Source organism: Dorea chungnamensis (assembly GCF_039832125.1).
Taxonomy (GTDB): domain Bacteria; phylum Bacillota; class Clostridia; order Lachnospirales; family Lachnospiraceae; genus JAFBIX01.
On the sequence record NZ_JBDOHT010000003.1, the window covers coordinates 83,494 to 99,088 of the forward strand.

Below are 15,595 nucleotides of genomic sequence, written 5' to 3' on the forward strand. Positions count from 1 at the left end.
GAATAAGCAGTAAAATAAAAACAGACAGGGATATATGAAAAAAGATGTATCCGCTGTCTGTTTTTATTTTATAGAAAGGATTCAGATGTTATGAGATCTATAAAAAGGGAAAAATCTCGATGCTTCGTTCCAGGATGCCTTGCATGTATGCGATGGCGGTTCCATAGTTGGTCATAGGAATTCCGGCATCTTCCGCACATTTGATACGATATTTCATCTCTCGCTCATTCAGTGTACAGCCGCCGCAATGCACGATGAGTTTATATTTGCCAAGTTCCAATGGAAATTCGGTACCGCTGGTAAATTCAAAGTTCAGATGCTTCCCTGTGTGATTCTGAATCCACCGCGGTAATTTGACGGTGCCGATGTCGTCGCACTGGCGATGATGGGTGCATCCCTCAGATATCAGAATCGTGTCGCCATCTTCCAGGGTATCCAAAGTTCTGGCTCCATTTACGACAGTCTTCAGATTGCCCTTGTATCTGGCAAATAAGATGGAAAAGGAAGTTAACGGAATATCGCGGGGAGTATCGGCGGATACCTTGGCGAACACCTGGCTGTCCGTAATGACAAGTGAGGGCTTTTTGCCCAGAGAGTCAAGAGTTTCCCGCAATTCATGTTCTTTTACTACAATAGCGGTAGCGTCAGCTTCCAGAATATCACGGATTGTTTGCTGCTGAGGCAGGATAAGACGACCCTTTGGAGCCGCTTTATCAATCGGAACCACCAGGACAACAAAGTCTGAAGGATGAATCAAGTCTCCCACAATCCGTAACTTATTGTCTTCTGTCGGTGCAAGAGCAGCAATCAGTTCTTTTAATTCATGGATATTCGTTTTATCAGCTGCACTCACCCAGATTACATGATCTGACGATAACGAAGCAGGAATATTTTGAGCAGAGAAAGTTCTGTCCTCTATAAGATCCGCCTTATTCATAACCACTACATAAGGAATCTGCTTGCCCTTGATTCGATCAAGAATAGCACAATCCTCACCGGTCATACCAATCGTACCATCCACGACCAATACAGCAATATCCGTCTTATTCAATACCTGATAAGCCTTCTGAATACGAAGTGCACCAAGCTCACCCTCATCATCAAGCCCCGGTGTATCAATCATAACCACCGGACCCAGAGGAAGAAGCTCCATCGCCTTTAATACAGGGTCCGTAGTAGTACCCTTCACATCCGATACAATCGCAAGACTTTGCCCCGTCAGTGCATTGATCACACTAGATTTACCCGCATTCCTTCGGCCAAAAATACCGATATGAACACGCTCCGCAGATGGTGTATTATTCAAACTCATATATAAACCTCCTTAGGTGGGGACGGGGGTTTTTTCAATTTCCTCCGTCCCAGATTAAAATATCCCTGTCCCAAATTCATTTTACCGTGTCCCTAATTGTTCAACGAGTCGCCTCTGGAGGTGACGACGTGGTATCCGATGGATTCCATGCGTCGTTCCATGCAGTGGCGGCATTCGGCGGCTTCGTCTCCGGTACAGATTTTGTTGTCGTACAGTAGATAATCTTTGCGGACGCTGGTTGGTGAGAGATTAGGCATGACGACATTTGCACCTGCCTGGATTCCCATCTCGCGGCCTCTAGGATGGATAGTTCCCAATGCGGTGGTAGCTGGCAGCAGTACTTTGGGAATCATCAGCCGGATCAGGCCCAGCATGAATAAGGTAAGTTCCAGTGTGCCGGCTGGTTCATTGGCAAATGTTGTGTCATGGTGTGGAATAAATGGCCCGATTCCGACCATATGTGGGTTCAGATCATGGATAAACAGCATATCTTCTGCAAGGTGTTCGGGGGTCTGATATGGTGACCCCACCATGAAGCCGGTTCCTACCTGGTAGCCGATTTCCTTCAGATCCCACAGGCATTGTTGCCTTGCCTTAGCGTTTAAACATGCGGGATGAAGCCGGGAATAGTGCTCTTCGTTATAGGTTTCATGTCTTAGGAGATATCGGTCTGCGCCCGCATCGAAGAAACGCTGATAGCTTTCGCGAGATTTTTCACCAATCGAGAGTGTAATCGCGCAATCTGGATAAAGGGTCTTTATCTTGCGAATGAGATGAACCATCTTATCATCGGTATAAAATCCATCTTCACCACCCTGCAGGACAAATGTTCGAAATCCCAGAGAATATCCAGACTGACAACAGGATAGAATCTCTTCTTCTGTCAGACGATAACGGTTCGCGTTGAGATTGCTCTTACGGATGCCGCAGTACAGGCAGTCATTGCGGCAATAGTTGGTAAATTCAATCAGCCCGCGGACATAGACATCATGCCCATAGTATTGATGCCGTTCTTCGCGGGCAAGTGAAAATAAGTATTCCGCAAGTTCTGGTGTTCGTCCGGCAATCAGAGTAGTCCATTCTGCATGGGACAGGTTGCGTTCGCGATGTAATTTGTCAATCAATTGTTGCAATTCTTTGTCTTCTTTCATAAATTTTTCACTCTTAACCTCTTTATTTTCAAAGAAAAAACCTGACACCTCAGGCGTCAGGTTCTAAAGGACAGCATAGTGTACTGTCCATATGTTTTTTTGAATCTGTGCGCCTTCTCACGCAGAGTAATTCTTTGTGATTAGTACGTGCTAAAGAAATTATAACACACTGGCAGATGTCAGACAATAAAAGATAATGTTTTCACGAACGGAAAGTGTGTTATACTGAAACTATGCGAAAATAAATCGATGTATTGAGGAGAATGATATTGAAATGGAAATAGAACAGGTGACGCATGATTTTGCTCCGGTTTTTGATGAGCATTCCAGAATTCTCATGCTGGGAACCATGCCGTCTCCCAAATCCCGGGAGGTAGGCTTCTACTATGGACATCCCAGGAATCGTTTCTGGAAGGTTGTATCTGATGTGTGCGAAGAACCGCTGCCGGAGACGAAAGAAGAAAAGATTGCATTTGCACTGAGAAATAAGATTGCAGTGTGGGACGTGCTGGCGGGATGTGAGATCCGTGGCGCGGAAGACAGTAGTATCCGCAATCCGGTCCCGAATGATATGAATAAAGTAATAAAACAGGCAAAGATCCATGCCATCTTCACGACCGGAACAAAGGCAGCGCAGTTGTATCGGCGGTATTGCTATCCGAGAACCAAAATGGAGGCAATCGCACTTCCGTCTACAAGCCCGGCAAATTGCCGGATGTCTTACGAAGAACTATACGAAGCATATGCGGTGATCCGAAAATATATTTTGTAAAAGATGTATGATTAAAGATCATGCAGATGAATGGGAGGTAATGCAGGCTATGATGACAAGGGAAGAAAGAGTCAGCCATCTGATTGAATATTTGAAAGGTGAAAATCAAGGATATGCATCTTTGCAGGAGCCTGTTAATTATGAAGGAAAGAGGCGGCTGTTGAGAAGCCTTATGAATGTGCGTTTTCCAGGAGAAGCCGGTGACGATTTCCTTGTGCTGCAGGACGAATTGCTGCAAGAAGAGAATCAGGAAAAAGGGATTGTAACAATAGAAGAGATCCCTGCAATTCAAAGTGTTTATCCTTGTACTGACATGAAAAATGCAGAGAAGATCTCACTCTGGAAGGGCGATATCACAAGACTTGCCGCAGATGCCGTTGTAAATGCAGCCAACAGCCAGATGCTTGGCTGCTTCGTGCCATGCCACGGGTGCATCGATAATGCGATACACTCAGCAGCAGGAATTCAACTTCGTAACGAATGCGCAGAACTTATGGAAGCACAAGGGCACGAAGAAGCGACCGGCAAAGCCAAGATTACAGGCGGATACAATCTGCCCGCCAGATACGTCATTCATACTGTCGGACCAATCGTAGGTATGGAAGTGACGGAAAAGCAAAAAGAAGAATTAAAATCCTGCTACTTAAGCTGCCTGAAACTGGCAGAAAAGGAAGGACTAACATCCATTGCATTCTGCTGCATCTCGACAGGAGAATTCCATTTCCCCAACAAACTTGCGGCCCAGATTGCCGTCGAGACCGTAGACAGATACCTTACCAAGTCCAGGATAGAACGCGTAATATTCAACGTATTTAAAGAGGAAGATTTTAATATATATAAGAAACTATTTCGTTAAGGGGGACGGGGGTTTTTTCAATTTACCCCGTCCCAACCTGTTCAGAAAGGACTCAAGATGGAGAATTTGATCTTTAGTTTAAATGCAACGGTTCCGGTATTCTTGATGATGGTACTGGGATTGATTTTTAAGAAAATTGGTTGGATTGATGATGTGTTTGCTGCGAAGATGAATAAGTTTGTCTTTACTGTGCCATTGCCGGTGCTGGTGTTCAGTGATCTGGCAACGGTGGATTTTAGTCAGGTGTGGGATGTGAAGTTTGTGCTGTTCTGCTTTGTTGTGACGCTTCTTAGTATTGCAATTTCGGCGCTGATTTCATTCCTGTGGAAGGATCGTTCCATCCAGGGTGAGTTCATCCAGGCATCCTATCGCAGCAGTGCAGCGCTTCTTGGAATTGCTTTTATTCAAAATATCTATGGAACATCTGGGATGGCACCGCTGATGATCATTGGCAGTGTGCCGCTGTATAATATCATGGCAGTGGTAGTGTTGTCTGTATTCCGCCCAGGACAGAATGGTATGGACAGAAGAGTGATAAAAAAGACGCTGAAAGGTATCGTAACCAACCCGATTATTATTGGAATTGTGGCAGGCTTTTTGTGGTCTGCTCTTCAGATACCAATGCCGCATATTATGGAAAAGACGGTGACCAGTATTGCCGGAGTAGCAACGCCGATGGGGCTGATGGCAATGGGTGCGACTTTCGATATTAAAAAAGCCTTTGCAAAGGTAAAACCTACGGTCATAGCCACATTGATTAAATTGGCAGGATTTTGTGCAATCTTCCTGCCGCTTGCAGTACAATTCGGTTTCCGGCAGGAAGAACTGGTGGCGATTCTCGTGATGCTGGGATCCGCAACAACGGTAAGCAGCTTTGTTATGGCCAAGAATATGGGGCACGAAGGGGTACTGTCCTCCAGTGTAGTAATGCTGACTACATTATTCAGCGCATTTACATTGACAGGATGGCTGTACGTATTGAGGAGCATGTCGTTAATTTAGGGACGTAGTAAAGTGAAAGAATACCCCGGGGTAAAGTGCAACTTTACCCCGGGGTATTCTTTCACTTTACTACGTCCCTATTTGACAAAAATTCAATAAGAAATATAATGAAATATAAGTATTATGAAGAGGAGTTGAAATCAAATGGCAAGAAAAGATTTTGGAGCGAAACCTTTAACTTATCCGCAGCCGGTGCTGATTATCGCAAGTTACGATGAAAATGGTGTTCCGGATGCGATGAATGCGGCGTGGGGAGGTATCAGTGAATCGAATGAGATATCGATGTGTTTATCAGTGGGACATAAAACGGTTAAGAATATCTTGTCTCGACAGGCATTTACCGTAAGTATGGCAGATGCTGCCCATGTTGTGGAATGTGATTATGTTGGAATTGAATCTGGCAATCAAGTGGCAAATAAGATGGAAAAAGCAGGGTTTACCGTTGAAAAAAGTGAACGAGTGGATGCGCCGATTATTAATGAACTGGCTGTTTGCCTGGAGTGTAAGCTTAAAAGCTATGATCCGGAAACTTGCCGTATGGTTGGGGAAATCATCAATGTGAGTGTGGATGAATCTGTGATGACAGACGGGAAAGTAGATGTAGACAAAGTTGCACCGATTACCTTTGACCCATTTAATAATGCGTACCATGTTCTGGGAGTAAAAGTTGGCAATGCTTTTGCGGATGGAGCGAAGCTTAAGTAACAATTAAGAGGGTTCCGACACTCTTAAGGATTTCTGAAAATTTTTTAAACTTCTTGACAAACGTTACTTTGATGGCTATGATAGTCATTAGTTCAATTTAAGATATAAAGGCATTGAAAAAGAGGAGTATGCATGATTGCCCTGACAGAGAGAGCAGCCCACTGGTTGAGAGGCGCTTAAGGAAGTAGGATGCAGAAGGTAGCTTTGGAGCCGGATGGCTGAACTATTGCGACAATGACCGCGGATATTCGTGAGAGTGATCACAGGATCAAGTGAGGATCAGGTAGAATATTAGGCCATCCCGGAGTCGTTCCCGTTATAGAATATGATGAGATATATAGAAGGTATTTCTACTATATAAATAAAGGTGGTACCGCGATGACAGTCGCCCTTTACGTTTTGTAGAGGGCGTTTTTTTTCGCCCTTAAATGTGAAAATAATGTGAACTTATTTATGAGGTGAGGAGGAAATTATGAGCCAGAAGCTTGAGACGACTTACAATCCGAAAGAGATTGAGCCAAAATTGTATGAAAAATGGTGTGAGAACAAGTATTTTCACGCTGAAGTAGACAGAAGCCGTAAACCATTTACAACTGTTATGCCGCCGCCGAATATCACCGGTAAGCTGCACATGGGCCATGCGCTCGACAATACTTTACAGGATATCCTGATTCGTTATAAGAGAATGCAGGGCTACAACACATTGTGGGTGCCGGGAACTGACCATGCCGCAATCTCTACAGAGGTTAAGGTAACGAACCAGTTGAAAGAAGAAGGTATTGATAAGAAAGAACTGGGACGTGAGAAGTTCTTGGAGAGAACCTGGCAGTGGAAGGAAGAATACGCAGGAACCATCGAAGGACAGCTGAAGAAGCTGGGTGTCTCCTGTGATTGGGACAGAGAGCGTTTCACGATGGACGAAGGATGTTCCAAGGCGGTAGAAGAAGTATTTATTAAGTTATATGAAGAAGGATATATCTACAGAGGATCCAGAATCATCAACTGGTGTCCAGTATGTAAGACCTCCCTTTCTGATGCGGAAGTGGAACATGAAGAACAGGATGGATTCTTCTGGCATATTAAGTACCCAATCGTTGGTACCGATGATTTCCTGGAGATTGCTACTACACGTCCTGAGACCATGCTTGGTGATACTGCGATCGCAGTACATCCGGATGATGAGAGATATAAAGATATCGTTGGCAAGAAAGCCATACTTCCGCTGGTGAATCGTGAGATTCCAATCGTTGCGGATTATTATGTTGATAAAGAATTCGGAACAGGTGCAGTTAAGATTACACCGGCACACGACCCGAACGACTTTGAAGTTGGAAAACGCCACAATCTGGAAGAGATCAATGTTCTGAATGATGATGCTACAATTAACGAAAAAGGCGGCAAGTATGCCGGAATGGATCGTTATGAGGCAAGAAAAGCTATGGTAAAAGATCTGGAAGAGCAGGGATATCTGGTAAAGGTTGTTCCACATTCTCATAATGTAGGAACTCACGACAGATGTCACACAACCGTTGAGCCAATGGTAAAACAGCAGTGGTTCGTAAGAATGGAAGAGTTGGCAAAACCAGCTATCGAAGCTGTAAAGAACGGTGACCTGAAGTTTGTACCAGAGCGTTTTGATAAAATATATCTGCACTGGCTGGAGAATATCCGCGATTGGTGTATATCCAGACAGATCTGGTGGGGACACAGAATTCCTGCATATTACTGTGACGAGTGTGGTGAGATCGTAGTTTCCAGGGGCATGCCGGAAAAATGTCCGAAGTGCGGATGTACACATTTCACACAGGATGAAGATACACTGGATACCTGGTTCAGTTCTGCATTATGGCCGTTCTCTACTCTGGGATGGCCGGATCAGACGGAAGACCTGGATTATTTCTATCCGACAGATGTTCTGGTAACTGGATACGATATTATCTTCTTCTGGGTAATCCGTATGGTGTTCTCTGGATATGCACACACTGGAAAATCACCATTCCATACCGTATTCATCCACGGTCTGGTAAGAGACTCTCAGGGACGTAAGATGAGTAAATCTCTTGGAAATGGTATTGACCCACTGGAGATTATTGATCAGTACGGTGCTGATGCATTGCGTATGACATTGATCACGGGAAATGCACCTGGTAATGATATGCGTTTTTATAATGAAAGGGTGGAAGCCAGCCGTAATTTTGCGAATAAGGTATGGAATGCGTCTCGTTTTATCCTGATGAATATTGAAGGCAAAGAGATCACTGAGCCGGTAGATATCACACTTCGTCCAGCTGACTGCTGGATTCTGTCCAGATGTAATAATCTGGTAAAAGATGTAACGGAGAATATGGATAAGTTCGAGCTTGGAATCGCACTTCAGAAAGTATATGATTTCATCTGGGATGAGTTCTGTGACTGGTACATTGAGCTGGCAAAATACCGTATTTATCATGCGGATGAAGATGCACAGAGTGCAAATGATGCAATGTGGACATTACGGGAAGTACTGAAGAAGTCATTGAAACTGCTGCATCCGTTCATGCCTTTCGTGACAGAGGAAATATATGGAAATGTTTGTCCGGAAGAAGAGTCACTGATGTTATCCGACTGGCCGGTATATGATGAAAAGCTTAATTTTGCAGATGCAGAGAATATTGCGGAACATCTCAAAGCAATCGTCAAAGGTGTCCGTAATGTTCGTGCAGAGATGAATGTACCGAATTCCAGAAAAACAAAAGTATATATTGTATGTGAGGACGAGATGCTCTGTAAGGGACTTGAGTCCCTGAAACAGTCTGCGGTTATGATGGCAGCAGCAAATGATTTTGTTATTCAGCACGATAAGACTGGAATTGCAGAGGATGCAGTATCCATCGTAGTACCAGATGCAACCGCATATGTACCGTTAGAAGAGTTGATTGATTTCGAACAGGAAATCGAGCGTCTGACGAAGGAAGAGGCACGTCTGACGAAAGAAATCGCTCGTGCGTCTGGAATGTTGAATAATGAAAAATTCGTAAGCAAAGCACCAGCGGCAAAGGTGCAGGAAGAAAGAGACAAACTTGAGACATACAAACAGATGATGGAACAAGTAAAAGAACGGCTGGAAGGATTAAAAGCAAAACAGTCATAAGGGGATATTATGAAGAAAATTCATTTTAAGAAGCCTGATGTGAAAGGGGCAATTCATAAACTGAAGAATCTGAAAAAGGAAGATGTGAGGGAATATTGGAAAGCAAAAAAGGAGCGGCGTGCACGTATTATAGAGGAGCGGCGCAACAGTGCTTTTGCTAAAAAAATGAAGCCAGTCTATCGTTTTATGAATCGATTTTCACTGGTATTTCACGCATTACTTGCGTGCATCATTAATTTCGCGATCGAAGCGATTTCCAGACATTCTGCCGCGGAAGCGTGGGGATATATGACAGGGACACCGGTGGTGTTCCTGTACAATGCATTTATGATATTTATAACATTTTCTGTGGTATATCTGTTCAAACGCCGGGTGTTTGTACGTATTATCATCAGTGTCCTGTGGATGGTGCTGGGAATTGCCAACGGATATATGCTTATGAAGCGAGTTACGCCTTTTAATGCACAGGATCTTAAAATGGCAAAGGATGCGACTGCGCTGATCAATAATTATTTCAATGGGTTTGAATTGATTATTCTGGCTGTCGGAATTGTGGCAGTCATTATCTGGATCATATCCATGTGGAAACGCGGCGGACAGTATGAAGGCAAGCTTCACCGTGTATGGGCGCTGATTGGGATCATTATCTGCGCAGTATCTTATGGAGTCATCTCAGATCTGGCTGTGGAAAAGAGGGTAGTATCAACTTATTTTGGAAACATCGCCTTTGCGTATGAAGATTACGGTCTTCCATACTGCTTTATGGCCAGTCTGTTCAATACAGGAATTAATGAGCCAAATGATTATAACGAAGAGACCATTGCAGAGATCAGCAATAACGGCGAGATTACAAAGAGTGAGACAGGATTGTCGGATGAAGAAAAGCCGAATATTATCTTTATTCAGTTAGAGTCGTATTTTGATGTGGATGAGGCAGAATTCTTTACAACATCTCAGGATCCATGCCCGAATCTGCATGAGATGTATAATAATTATTCATCTGGTTATTTCAAAGTACCTTCTGTAGGTGCCGGTACGGCGAATACGGAGTTTGAAGTGCTGACGGGTATGAATATGAGATATTTTGGACCAGGTGAATACCCATATAAGACGGTATTAAAGAATCAGACATGTGAGAGTGCCGCGACAGCATTGGCGGCATTAGGCTATGGAACTCACGGACTTCATAATAATGGAGGAAACTTCTATAGCCGTGCGAAGGTGTATAATAATATCGGGTTTGATACATTTACCAGTAAGGAATTTATGAATATCTTACAGACTACGGAAAATGGATGGGCTAAGGATGATATTCTGATTCAACATATTCTGGAAGCGATGGATACCACTGAGCAGCAGGATTTTGTGTTTGGTGTCAGTGTACAGGGACATGGGGATTATCCAGAAGAGAAGGTACTGGAGAATCCGACGATTACCATAGAAGGAATTGAAGATGAAGGCCTGAAAAATAAATGGGAATACTATGTAAATCAGGTCTATGAGATGGATCAGTTTGCAGGCAATCTGGTCAAAGCAATCGAAGAGCGTGGAGAACCGACGGTTATTGTATTCTATGGAGATCATCTTCCGACGATGGGATTAAAAGCTGAAGATCTAAAAGGACGTTACCTGTATAACACGAATTATGTGATCTGGGATAATATTGGTCTGGAGAAAGTGGATCGTAACATTGCGTCTTACCAGATTATGGCGGATGTATTTGAGCGTCTGGATATTCATTCCGGTACCGTGTTCAATTATCATCAGGAAAGAAGACAGACCAAGAATTATCTGGCAGATCTGGAACTTCTGCAATATGATATCTTATATGGCAATCAGTACGTGTATGACGGAGAAGAACCGATTACAAAAGGACATATGGTCATGGGTGTCCGGGATGTGACGCTGACGAATATTGTGCCACATCTAAAGAGCGGTTACAGCCTGTACGGCGAGAACTTTACAAAGTCAAGTAAGGTATATGTCAATGGAGAAAAGCAGAAGAGTTCATTCTTGAACAATACGCGAATTGATATCTCAGATATTGAATTGCAAGACGGCGATGTGATCGTAGTTCAGCAGATGGGATCAAGCAATACATTGTTCCGCAAGTCGGATGAATATATTTATCAAGATGGTGAATTAAAGGTTCAGGAAGGAACTGCGACCGATAAGACAAGATCCTGGGTTGAGCAGGCAGAAGAGGAAGAAGAGTAAGATGATAAAAGAGTCATTCACATATGAGGAAGCGACTGCTTATATCGAAGAAATACCAAAATTTACGCAAAAGCACACGCAGGAACATACCAGAGAATTCTTGCGAAGACTTGGTGATCCGGGTATGGACCGGAAGATTATTCATGTGGCAGGGACCAACGGGAAAGGTTCTGTGTGTGCGTATTTGCAGGCAATCTTAATGGCAGAGGGGAAAAGAACAGGATTCTTTACTTCCCCTCATCTTGTATCTGTCAACGAGCGGATACAAGTAGACCATACACAGATAGATAATGAGACGTTTCTTCGGGTATTTCTGCAGGTGCTGGAAGTCGTAAGACAGATGGAAGAAGAGGGAATTGCACATCCCTCTTATTTTGAATTTTTACTGGGGATGGGTATGAAAGCATTTGCCGGTACGGATGTGGAATACATTATTTTGGAGACTGGTCTGGGTGGCAGGCTGGATGCGACGAATTCCATCCCACAGCCTGCACTTTCTATTATTACGTCGATCAGTCTTGATCACACGGCAATTCTGGGAGATACGATTGAAGAAATTGCAGCTGAAAAGGCTGGAATTATCAAGCGTGGAGTCCCGATCTTCTATGACGGGAGCAATCCAAAAGCTGCTGAGGTCATCCGTCAGACAGCCCGTAAGCAGGGGGCTCCTTGTAGAGAAATATCGAAAAATGCGTTCGAAATCCAAGAAGTTACTCGGAAACATATTGCATTTTCACGGGCGAATGCGTATGATAAAGATGTTATCTATCAGGTGCCGATCTGTGGATGCTATCAGGCAATGAATGCAGAGATTGCACTGGAAGCAGCGGAATATCTGTTGCAAGGAGAAGTTATCCATGAAGACCGGTGGCAGAAGGCACTTGCTTCGATTCACTGGGAAGGCAGAATGGAGCAGGCGGCACCGCATCTTGTGATTGATGGTGCCCACAATCCCGGAGCAATCGAGGCATTTGTAGAGAGTATGAAAGCACTTGGCGCGGATGAAGGAGAAGGTCCGGTGATTCTGTTCTCTGCAGTGAGTGACAAGAAGTATGAGCAGATGATTGCTTATCTGTGTGAGAATCTCAATGCGAAAGCCTATGTGATTACGGAGATTGAAGACGCGAGAAAGGTCCCAGCAGAAGAACTGGGACAGGTGTTTAGGAGATATACGACGAAGCCGGTTATCTGTGAAGTGGATATAGTGGATGCACTTAAGGCGGCAGAGAAGCAGAGGGGTGAACACGGTGATGTCTATTGCCTGGGTTCCCTGTACCTTGCGGGAATGGTAAAGAAGCTGTTGGAAGGAGGCGGTTACCATGCTAAATTTTGAAGAAGAGTTAAAGAAGTTCCAGCCGAGTCTGGAAGTAGAGGATATAGAGGACGCTGTCTATCAGGAAGATCTGACAGACATGACGGATATTTTACGAGAGATGATTGAACAAACCAAGTAGTTGAAGGGGTACGAGGGTAGTATATGGATTATACAACAAAATTGTCTTACCAGTCCATGTACTGGTATAATGATGGATTGAAGAAAGCGAAGATTCGAGATTTGTCCGGTGCAATTGCATCTTTGAAGAAGAGTTTACAGTATAATAGAGGGAATATTGCATCCAGGAATCTGCTGGGGCTTGTGTATTATGGGCGAGGAGATATTGTAGAAGCGTTGGTAGAGTGGGTCTTGAGTAAGAATTTTCAGTCTCATGAGAACATTGCTAATTACTATATTCAGAAAGTCCGGGAGTCTCAGGAAGAACTGGAGATGATCAACCAGGCGATCCGTAGATATAATCAGGCTTTGCTCTACTGTCAGCAGAATGGTGAGGACCTGGCGATCATTCAGCTGAAAAAGGCTGTGGCTGCCCATCCGACGTTCGTAAAAGCGCATCAGCTTCTGGCGTTGCTCTATATCAAGACGGAACAATATGGAGAAGCAAGGCAATCCATCCGTGCCGCTCATAAGCTGGATACGACGAATGAGATTACCCTGCGATACATGCATGAATTGAATCAGATCCGTAAGGCAAGGACGGTGAAGATCAAGGAAAAAGACAAGAAGGAAAAGCATACTGTTACCTACAATATTGGTAATGAGACTATTATTCAACCGGTATCTTCCAGTTATAAGGATAATGCCGGGCTGCACAGTGTTGTGAATATTGCACTGGGTGTATTGGTAGGCGTGGCTGTGATGTGGTTTTTAATCATGCCGGCGATGAACGCTTCCCGGCAGGAAAAGGTGAATCAGCAGACGGTGGAATTCAGTGATAAGATTGCCACTCAGGAGGCGCAGATCAGCGCACTGAAAAAAGAACTGGAAGAATACCGCTCTACCAGTGAAGAGACGCAGAACGCGCAGGCCACGGCAGAATCCACGCAGAGCAGTTATGAGATTGTGATGTCGATTGCAGCCCATTACCGGGCAGGGGATATGAGTGATGCCGCTATGCTGGAGGAGCTTCTGAAGGTGAATGCAGATTCGCTGGGGACAGTTGGAAGGGATAAGTTTGAAGAGATTACATCGGAGTTATATCCAAGAATGTGTTCGAATCTATTTGCAACATCCCAGCAGAATTATGAAGTTGCCAATTATGATACGGCAATTACCAATCTGGAACAGGTCATGCAGATGGATGCAGGTTATAATGACGGGGCAGCAATGCTCTTGTTGGCACAGTCCTATGAGAAGAAGGGTGACCAGGATCAGGCGAATATGAAGTATCAGAAGATTATCGAAGATTATCCGGATACAGATGCGGCAAATGCTGCTCAGGAAGCTCTGGATGCGCAGAATTCCGGTGGCGATAATGCTGACGGTGATGCAGGAAGTACAGAAGAATAGGGAGTTTTTATATACAAAAGAAAAGGATATGCATAAAAATATGTGCATGTCCTTTTTTCTGTTCTTTTTTACGTATAGAACAGCTTTGAGGAAGGAGACGAATATGAAGTATCAGGTACAGGAGAATTGTCTGACGGTGTTCCTGCCCCGAGAATTGGATCACCACAATGCCGAAGAGATCAGGAAGGAATCCGATCACTTAATTGAACACAATCATATCAGGTATGTCATCTTTGATTTTGCGGAGACGAATTTTATGGACAGTTCCGGGATCGGTGTGATCATGGGGCGTTATAAACGAATCTATATGCTGGGAGGAGAGGTGTGTGCAGTGCATGCCAATGAAAGAATGAAGAAGATATTGACGATGTCAGGAGTAACCAAAATAATGCAGATATATGAGGAGGATAAGTAGATGGAACATACCAATGAGATGCAGTTAATCTTTGACAGCCGCTCGTCCAACGAATCATTTGCCAGAGTGACGGTGGCGGCATTTATGACAGCGTTGAATCCGACGGTGGAAGAAGTATCCGATGTGAAGACGGCGGTCTCTGAGGCAGTGACCAATGCAATCATTCATGGATATGAAAATGAGGTACATAACATCTGTATCCGTTGCCGTACTGAGGATAAGACGCTTTATCTGGAGATATCGGATGAAGGAAAAGGAATTGAGGATGTGCAGCAGGCGATGGAGCCGATGTTCACAACAAAACCAGAGCTGGATCGTTCTGGAATGGGGTTCTCTTTTATGGAGGCCTTCATGGATCATCTGGAAGTCGTATCTGCTCCTGGGAAGGGGACGACGGTCAAGATGGAAAAAACAATTGGAAAAGGACGGAGATTATGGACCACACAATCGCTTTGATTCAGAGATCTCACGAAGGGGATGAAGAAGCAAGAGCACGATTAGTGGAGGAAAATGCAGGTCTTGTCTGGTGTATTGTGAAGCGGTTCTATAATCGGGGTGTCGAGGCAGAGGATCTCTTCCAGGTGGGGAATATCGGACTTTTAAAAGCAATTGATAAGTTTGATCTGACTTACGATGTTAAGTTCTCCACCTATGCGGTGCCAATGATCTCGGGGGAGATCAAACGATTCTTAAGGGATGACGGTATGATCAAGGTCAGTCGCTCTCTGAAGGAACTGGCGTACAAGGCATATATTTGTCAGGAAAAACTGCAGGAACAATGGGGGAGGGATCCGACGGTCACAGAGATTGCAGAGCAGCTTGGCGTGGAGAGAGAAGAACTTACCATGGCGCTGGATGCCAACAGCGATATTGAATCCCTGCACAAACCGATTTTCCAGAAAGAAGGGCAGGAGATCCGTCTAATGGACAAGCTGCCTGAAAAAGAAGGGAACGAAGACCGGATTCTGGATCACATGCTGTTACAACAGCTGCTGGCCTATCTGGACAAAGAAGAACGACAACTGATCTATCTGCGCTATTTTGCCAATCAGACGCAATCCCAGGTCGGAAAGACATTGGGAATCTCGCAGGTTCAGGTGTCGCGAATGGAAAAGAAAATATTGAAAAATCTGCGGGAACGAATATAACAGGCATACCATGTATATTTTTTTCTGAAATCATCCATACTA

At 44.2% G+C, this 15,595-nt stretch carries 14 protein-coding genes and 1 other annotated feature; of the genes, 12 read left to right on the top strand and 2 right to left on the bottom strand.

The genetic code is table 11. From position 1 onward, the window contains the following. Nucleotides 1–97: 97 nt before the first annotated feature. Nucleotides 98–1,312 carry a [FeFe] hydrogenase H-cluster maturation GTPase HydF gene (hydF, locus tag ABE613_RS03625; protein ID WP_347375720.1) on the bottom strand — a complete coding sequence of 405 codons (1,215 nt, stop codon included), beginning with the start codon at nucleotides 1,310–1,312 and terminating at the stop codon, nucleotides 98–100. 92 nt (nucleotides 1,313–1,404) lie between these two features. Further along, nucleotides 1,405–2,463: a [FeFe] hydrogenase H-cluster radical SAM maturase HydE gene (hydE, locus tag ABE613_RS03630; RefSeq protein WP_347375721.1), complete on the bottom strand. Its 1,059-nt coding sequence runs from the start codon at nucleotides 2,461–2,463 to the stop codon at nucleotides 1,405–1,407. 274 nt (nucleotides 2,464–2,737) lie between these two features. Here hydE and ABE613_RS03635 point away from each other — a divergent pair, with 274 nt between their 5' ends. The 12 genes from ABE613_RS03635 to ABE613_RS03690 all read left to right on the top strand — a co-directional run bounded on the left by ABE613_RS03635 (nucleotide 2,738) and on the right by ABE613_RS03690 (nucleotide 15,553). Then, on the top strand, nucleotides 2,738–3,235 hold the full coding sequence (locus ABE613_RS03635; RefSeq protein ID WP_347375722.1) for a DNA-deoxyinosine glycosylase: 498 nt from the start codon (nucleotides 2,738–2,740) through the stop codon (nucleotides 3,233–3,235). Between the two features lie 52 nt (nucleotides 3,236–3,287). Continuing rightward, complete coding sequence (locus tag ABE613_RS03640; RefSeq protein ID WP_347375805.1) at nucleotides 3,288–4,091, top strand: protein-ADP-ribose hydrolase; 804 nt, start codon at nucleotides 3,288–3,290, stop codon at nucleotides 4,089–4,091. Between the two features lie 57 nt (nucleotides 4,092–4,148). Beyond that, nucleotides 4,149–5,093, top strand: a complete 945-nt coding sequence (locus ABE613_RS03645) for an AEC family transporter (RefSeq protein ID WP_347375723.1) — start codon at nucleotides 4,149–4,151, stop codon at nucleotides 5,091–5,093. 144 nt (nucleotides 5,094–5,237) lie between these two features. After that, a complete protein-coding gene (locus tag ABE613_RS03650; protein ID WP_347375724.1) occupies nucleotides 5,238–5,798 on the top strand; it encodes a flavin reductase family protein in 561 nt (186 codons plus the stop codon). Between the two features lie 104 nt (nucleotides 5,799–5,902). Further along, nucleotides 5,903–6,194: a binding site (T-box leader), on the top strand. Between the two features lie 76 nt (nucleotides 6,195–6,270). After that, entirely contained in the window at nucleotides 6,271–8,928 is a 2,658-nt protein-coding gene (locus ABE613_RS03655; protein ID WP_347375725.1) for a valine--tRNA ligase, read from the top strand. 9 nt (nucleotides 8,929–8,937) lie between these two features. Further along, the gene (locus tag ABE613_RS03660) at nucleotides 8,938–11,145 is read left to right on the top strand and encodes an LTA synthase family protein (protein WP_235232276.1); all 2,208 of its coding nucleotides are present in this window, start codon (nucleotides 8,938–8,940) and stop codon (nucleotides 11,143–11,145) included. A 1-nt stretch (nucleotide 11,146) separates the two neighbouring features. Then, nucleotides 11,147–12,478 (top strand): bifunctional folylpolyglutamate synthase/dihydrofolate synthase, encoded by a 1,332-nt coding sequence (locus ABE613_RS03665; protein ID WP_235232275.1) that lies wholly within the window; start codon nucleotides 11,147–11,149, stop codon nucleotides 12,476–12,478. Then, nucleotides 12,465–12,599, top strand: a complete 135-nt coding sequence (locus ABE613_RS03670) for a hypothetical protein (RefSeq protein WP_004607343.1) — start codon at nucleotides 12,465–12,467, stop codon at nucleotides 12,597–12,599. The genes ABE613_RS03665 and ABE613_RS03670 overlap by 14 nt, the downstream gene beginning before the upstream one ends. 23 nt (nucleotides 12,600–12,622) lie before the next feature. Then, on the top strand, nucleotides 12,623–13,990 hold the full coding sequence (locus tag ABE613_RS03675; protein ID WP_347375726.1) for a tetratricopeptide repeat protein: 1,368 nt from the start codon (nucleotides 12,623–12,625) through the stop codon (nucleotides 13,988–13,990). Between the two features lie 103 nt (nucleotides 13,991–14,093). Next, nucleotides 14,094–14,405 carry an STAS domain-containing protein gene (locus tag ABE613_RS03680; protein ID WP_235232273.1) on the top strand — a complete coding sequence of 104 codons (312 nt, stop codon included), beginning with the start codon at nucleotides 14,094–14,096 and terminating at the stop codon, nucleotides 14,403–14,405. Beyond that, complete coding sequence (spoIIAB, locus tag ABE613_RS03685) at nucleotides 14,406–14,861, top strand: anti-sigma F factor (protein WP_347375727.1); 456 nt, start codon at nucleotides 14,406–14,408, stop codon at nucleotides 14,859–14,861. Further along, nucleotides 14,840–15,553, top strand: coding sequence for a SigF/SigG family RNA polymerase sporulation sigma factor (locus ABE613_RS03690; protein ID WP_235232271.1), 714 nt, complete (start codon nucleotides 14,840–14,842; stop codon nucleotides 15,551–15,553). Before spoIIAB ends, ABE613_RS03690 begins: the two co-directional genes overlap by 22 nt. Nucleotides 15,554–15,595 lie beyond the last annotated feature (42 nt).

Excerpts from the sequence above, each read along its gene's own strand:
- hydF (WP_347375720.1), bottom strand. The coding sequence starts at position 1,312 with ATGAGTTTGAATAATACACCATCTGCGGAGCGTGTTCATATCGGTATT.
- hydE (WP_347375721.1), bottom strand. The coding sequence starts at position 2,463 with ATGAAAGAAGACAAAGAATTGCAACAATTGATTGACAAATTACATCGC.
- ABE613_RS03635 (WP_347375722.1), top strand. The coding sequence starts at position 2,738 with ATGGAAATAGAACAGGTGACGCATGATTTTGCTCCGGTTTTTGATGAG.
- ABE613_RS03640 (WP_347375805.1), top strand. The coding sequence starts at position 3,288 with ATGACAAGGGAAGAAAGAGTCAGCCATCTGATTGAATATTTGAAAGGT.
- ABE613_RS03645 (WP_347375723.1), top strand. The coding sequence starts at position 4,149 with ATGGAGAATTTGATCTTTAGTTTAAATGCAACGGTTCCGGTATTCTTG.
- ABE613_RS03650 (WP_347375724.1), top strand. The coding sequence starts at position 5,238 with ATGGCAAGAAAAGATTTTGGAGCGAAACCTTTAACTTATCCGCAGCCG.
- ABE613_RS03655 (WP_347375725.1), top strand. The coding sequence starts at position 6,271 with ATGAGCCAGAAGCTTGAGACGACTTACAATCCGAAAGAGATTGAGCCA.
- ABE613_RS03660 (WP_235232276.1), top strand. The coding sequence starts at position 8,938 with ATGAAGAAAATTCATTTTAAGAAGCCTGATGTGAAAGGGGCAATTCAT.
- ABE613_RS03665 (WP_235232275.1), top strand. The coding sequence starts at position 11,147 with ATGATAAAAGAGTCATTCACATATGAGGAAGCGACTGCTTATATCGAA.
- ABE613_RS03670 (WP_004607343.1), top strand. The coding sequence starts at position 12,465 with ATGCTAAATTTTGAAGAAGAGTTAAAGAAGTTCCAGCCGAGTCTGGAA.
- ABE613_RS03675 (WP_347375726.1), top strand. The coding sequence starts at position 12,623 with ATGGATTATACAACAAAATTGTCTTACCAGTCCATGTACTGGTATAAT.
- ABE613_RS03680 (WP_235232273.1), top strand. The coding sequence starts at position 14,094 with ATGAAGTATCAGGTACAGGAGAATTGTCTGACGGTGTTCCTGCCCCGA.
- spoIIAB (WP_347375727.1), top strand. The coding sequence starts at position 14,406 with ATGGAACATACCAATGAGATGCAGTTAATCTTTGACAGCCGCTCGTCC.
- ABE613_RS03690 (WP_235232271.1), top strand. The coding sequence starts at position 14,840 with ATGGACCACACAATCGCTTTGATTCAGAGATCTCACGAAGGGGATGAA.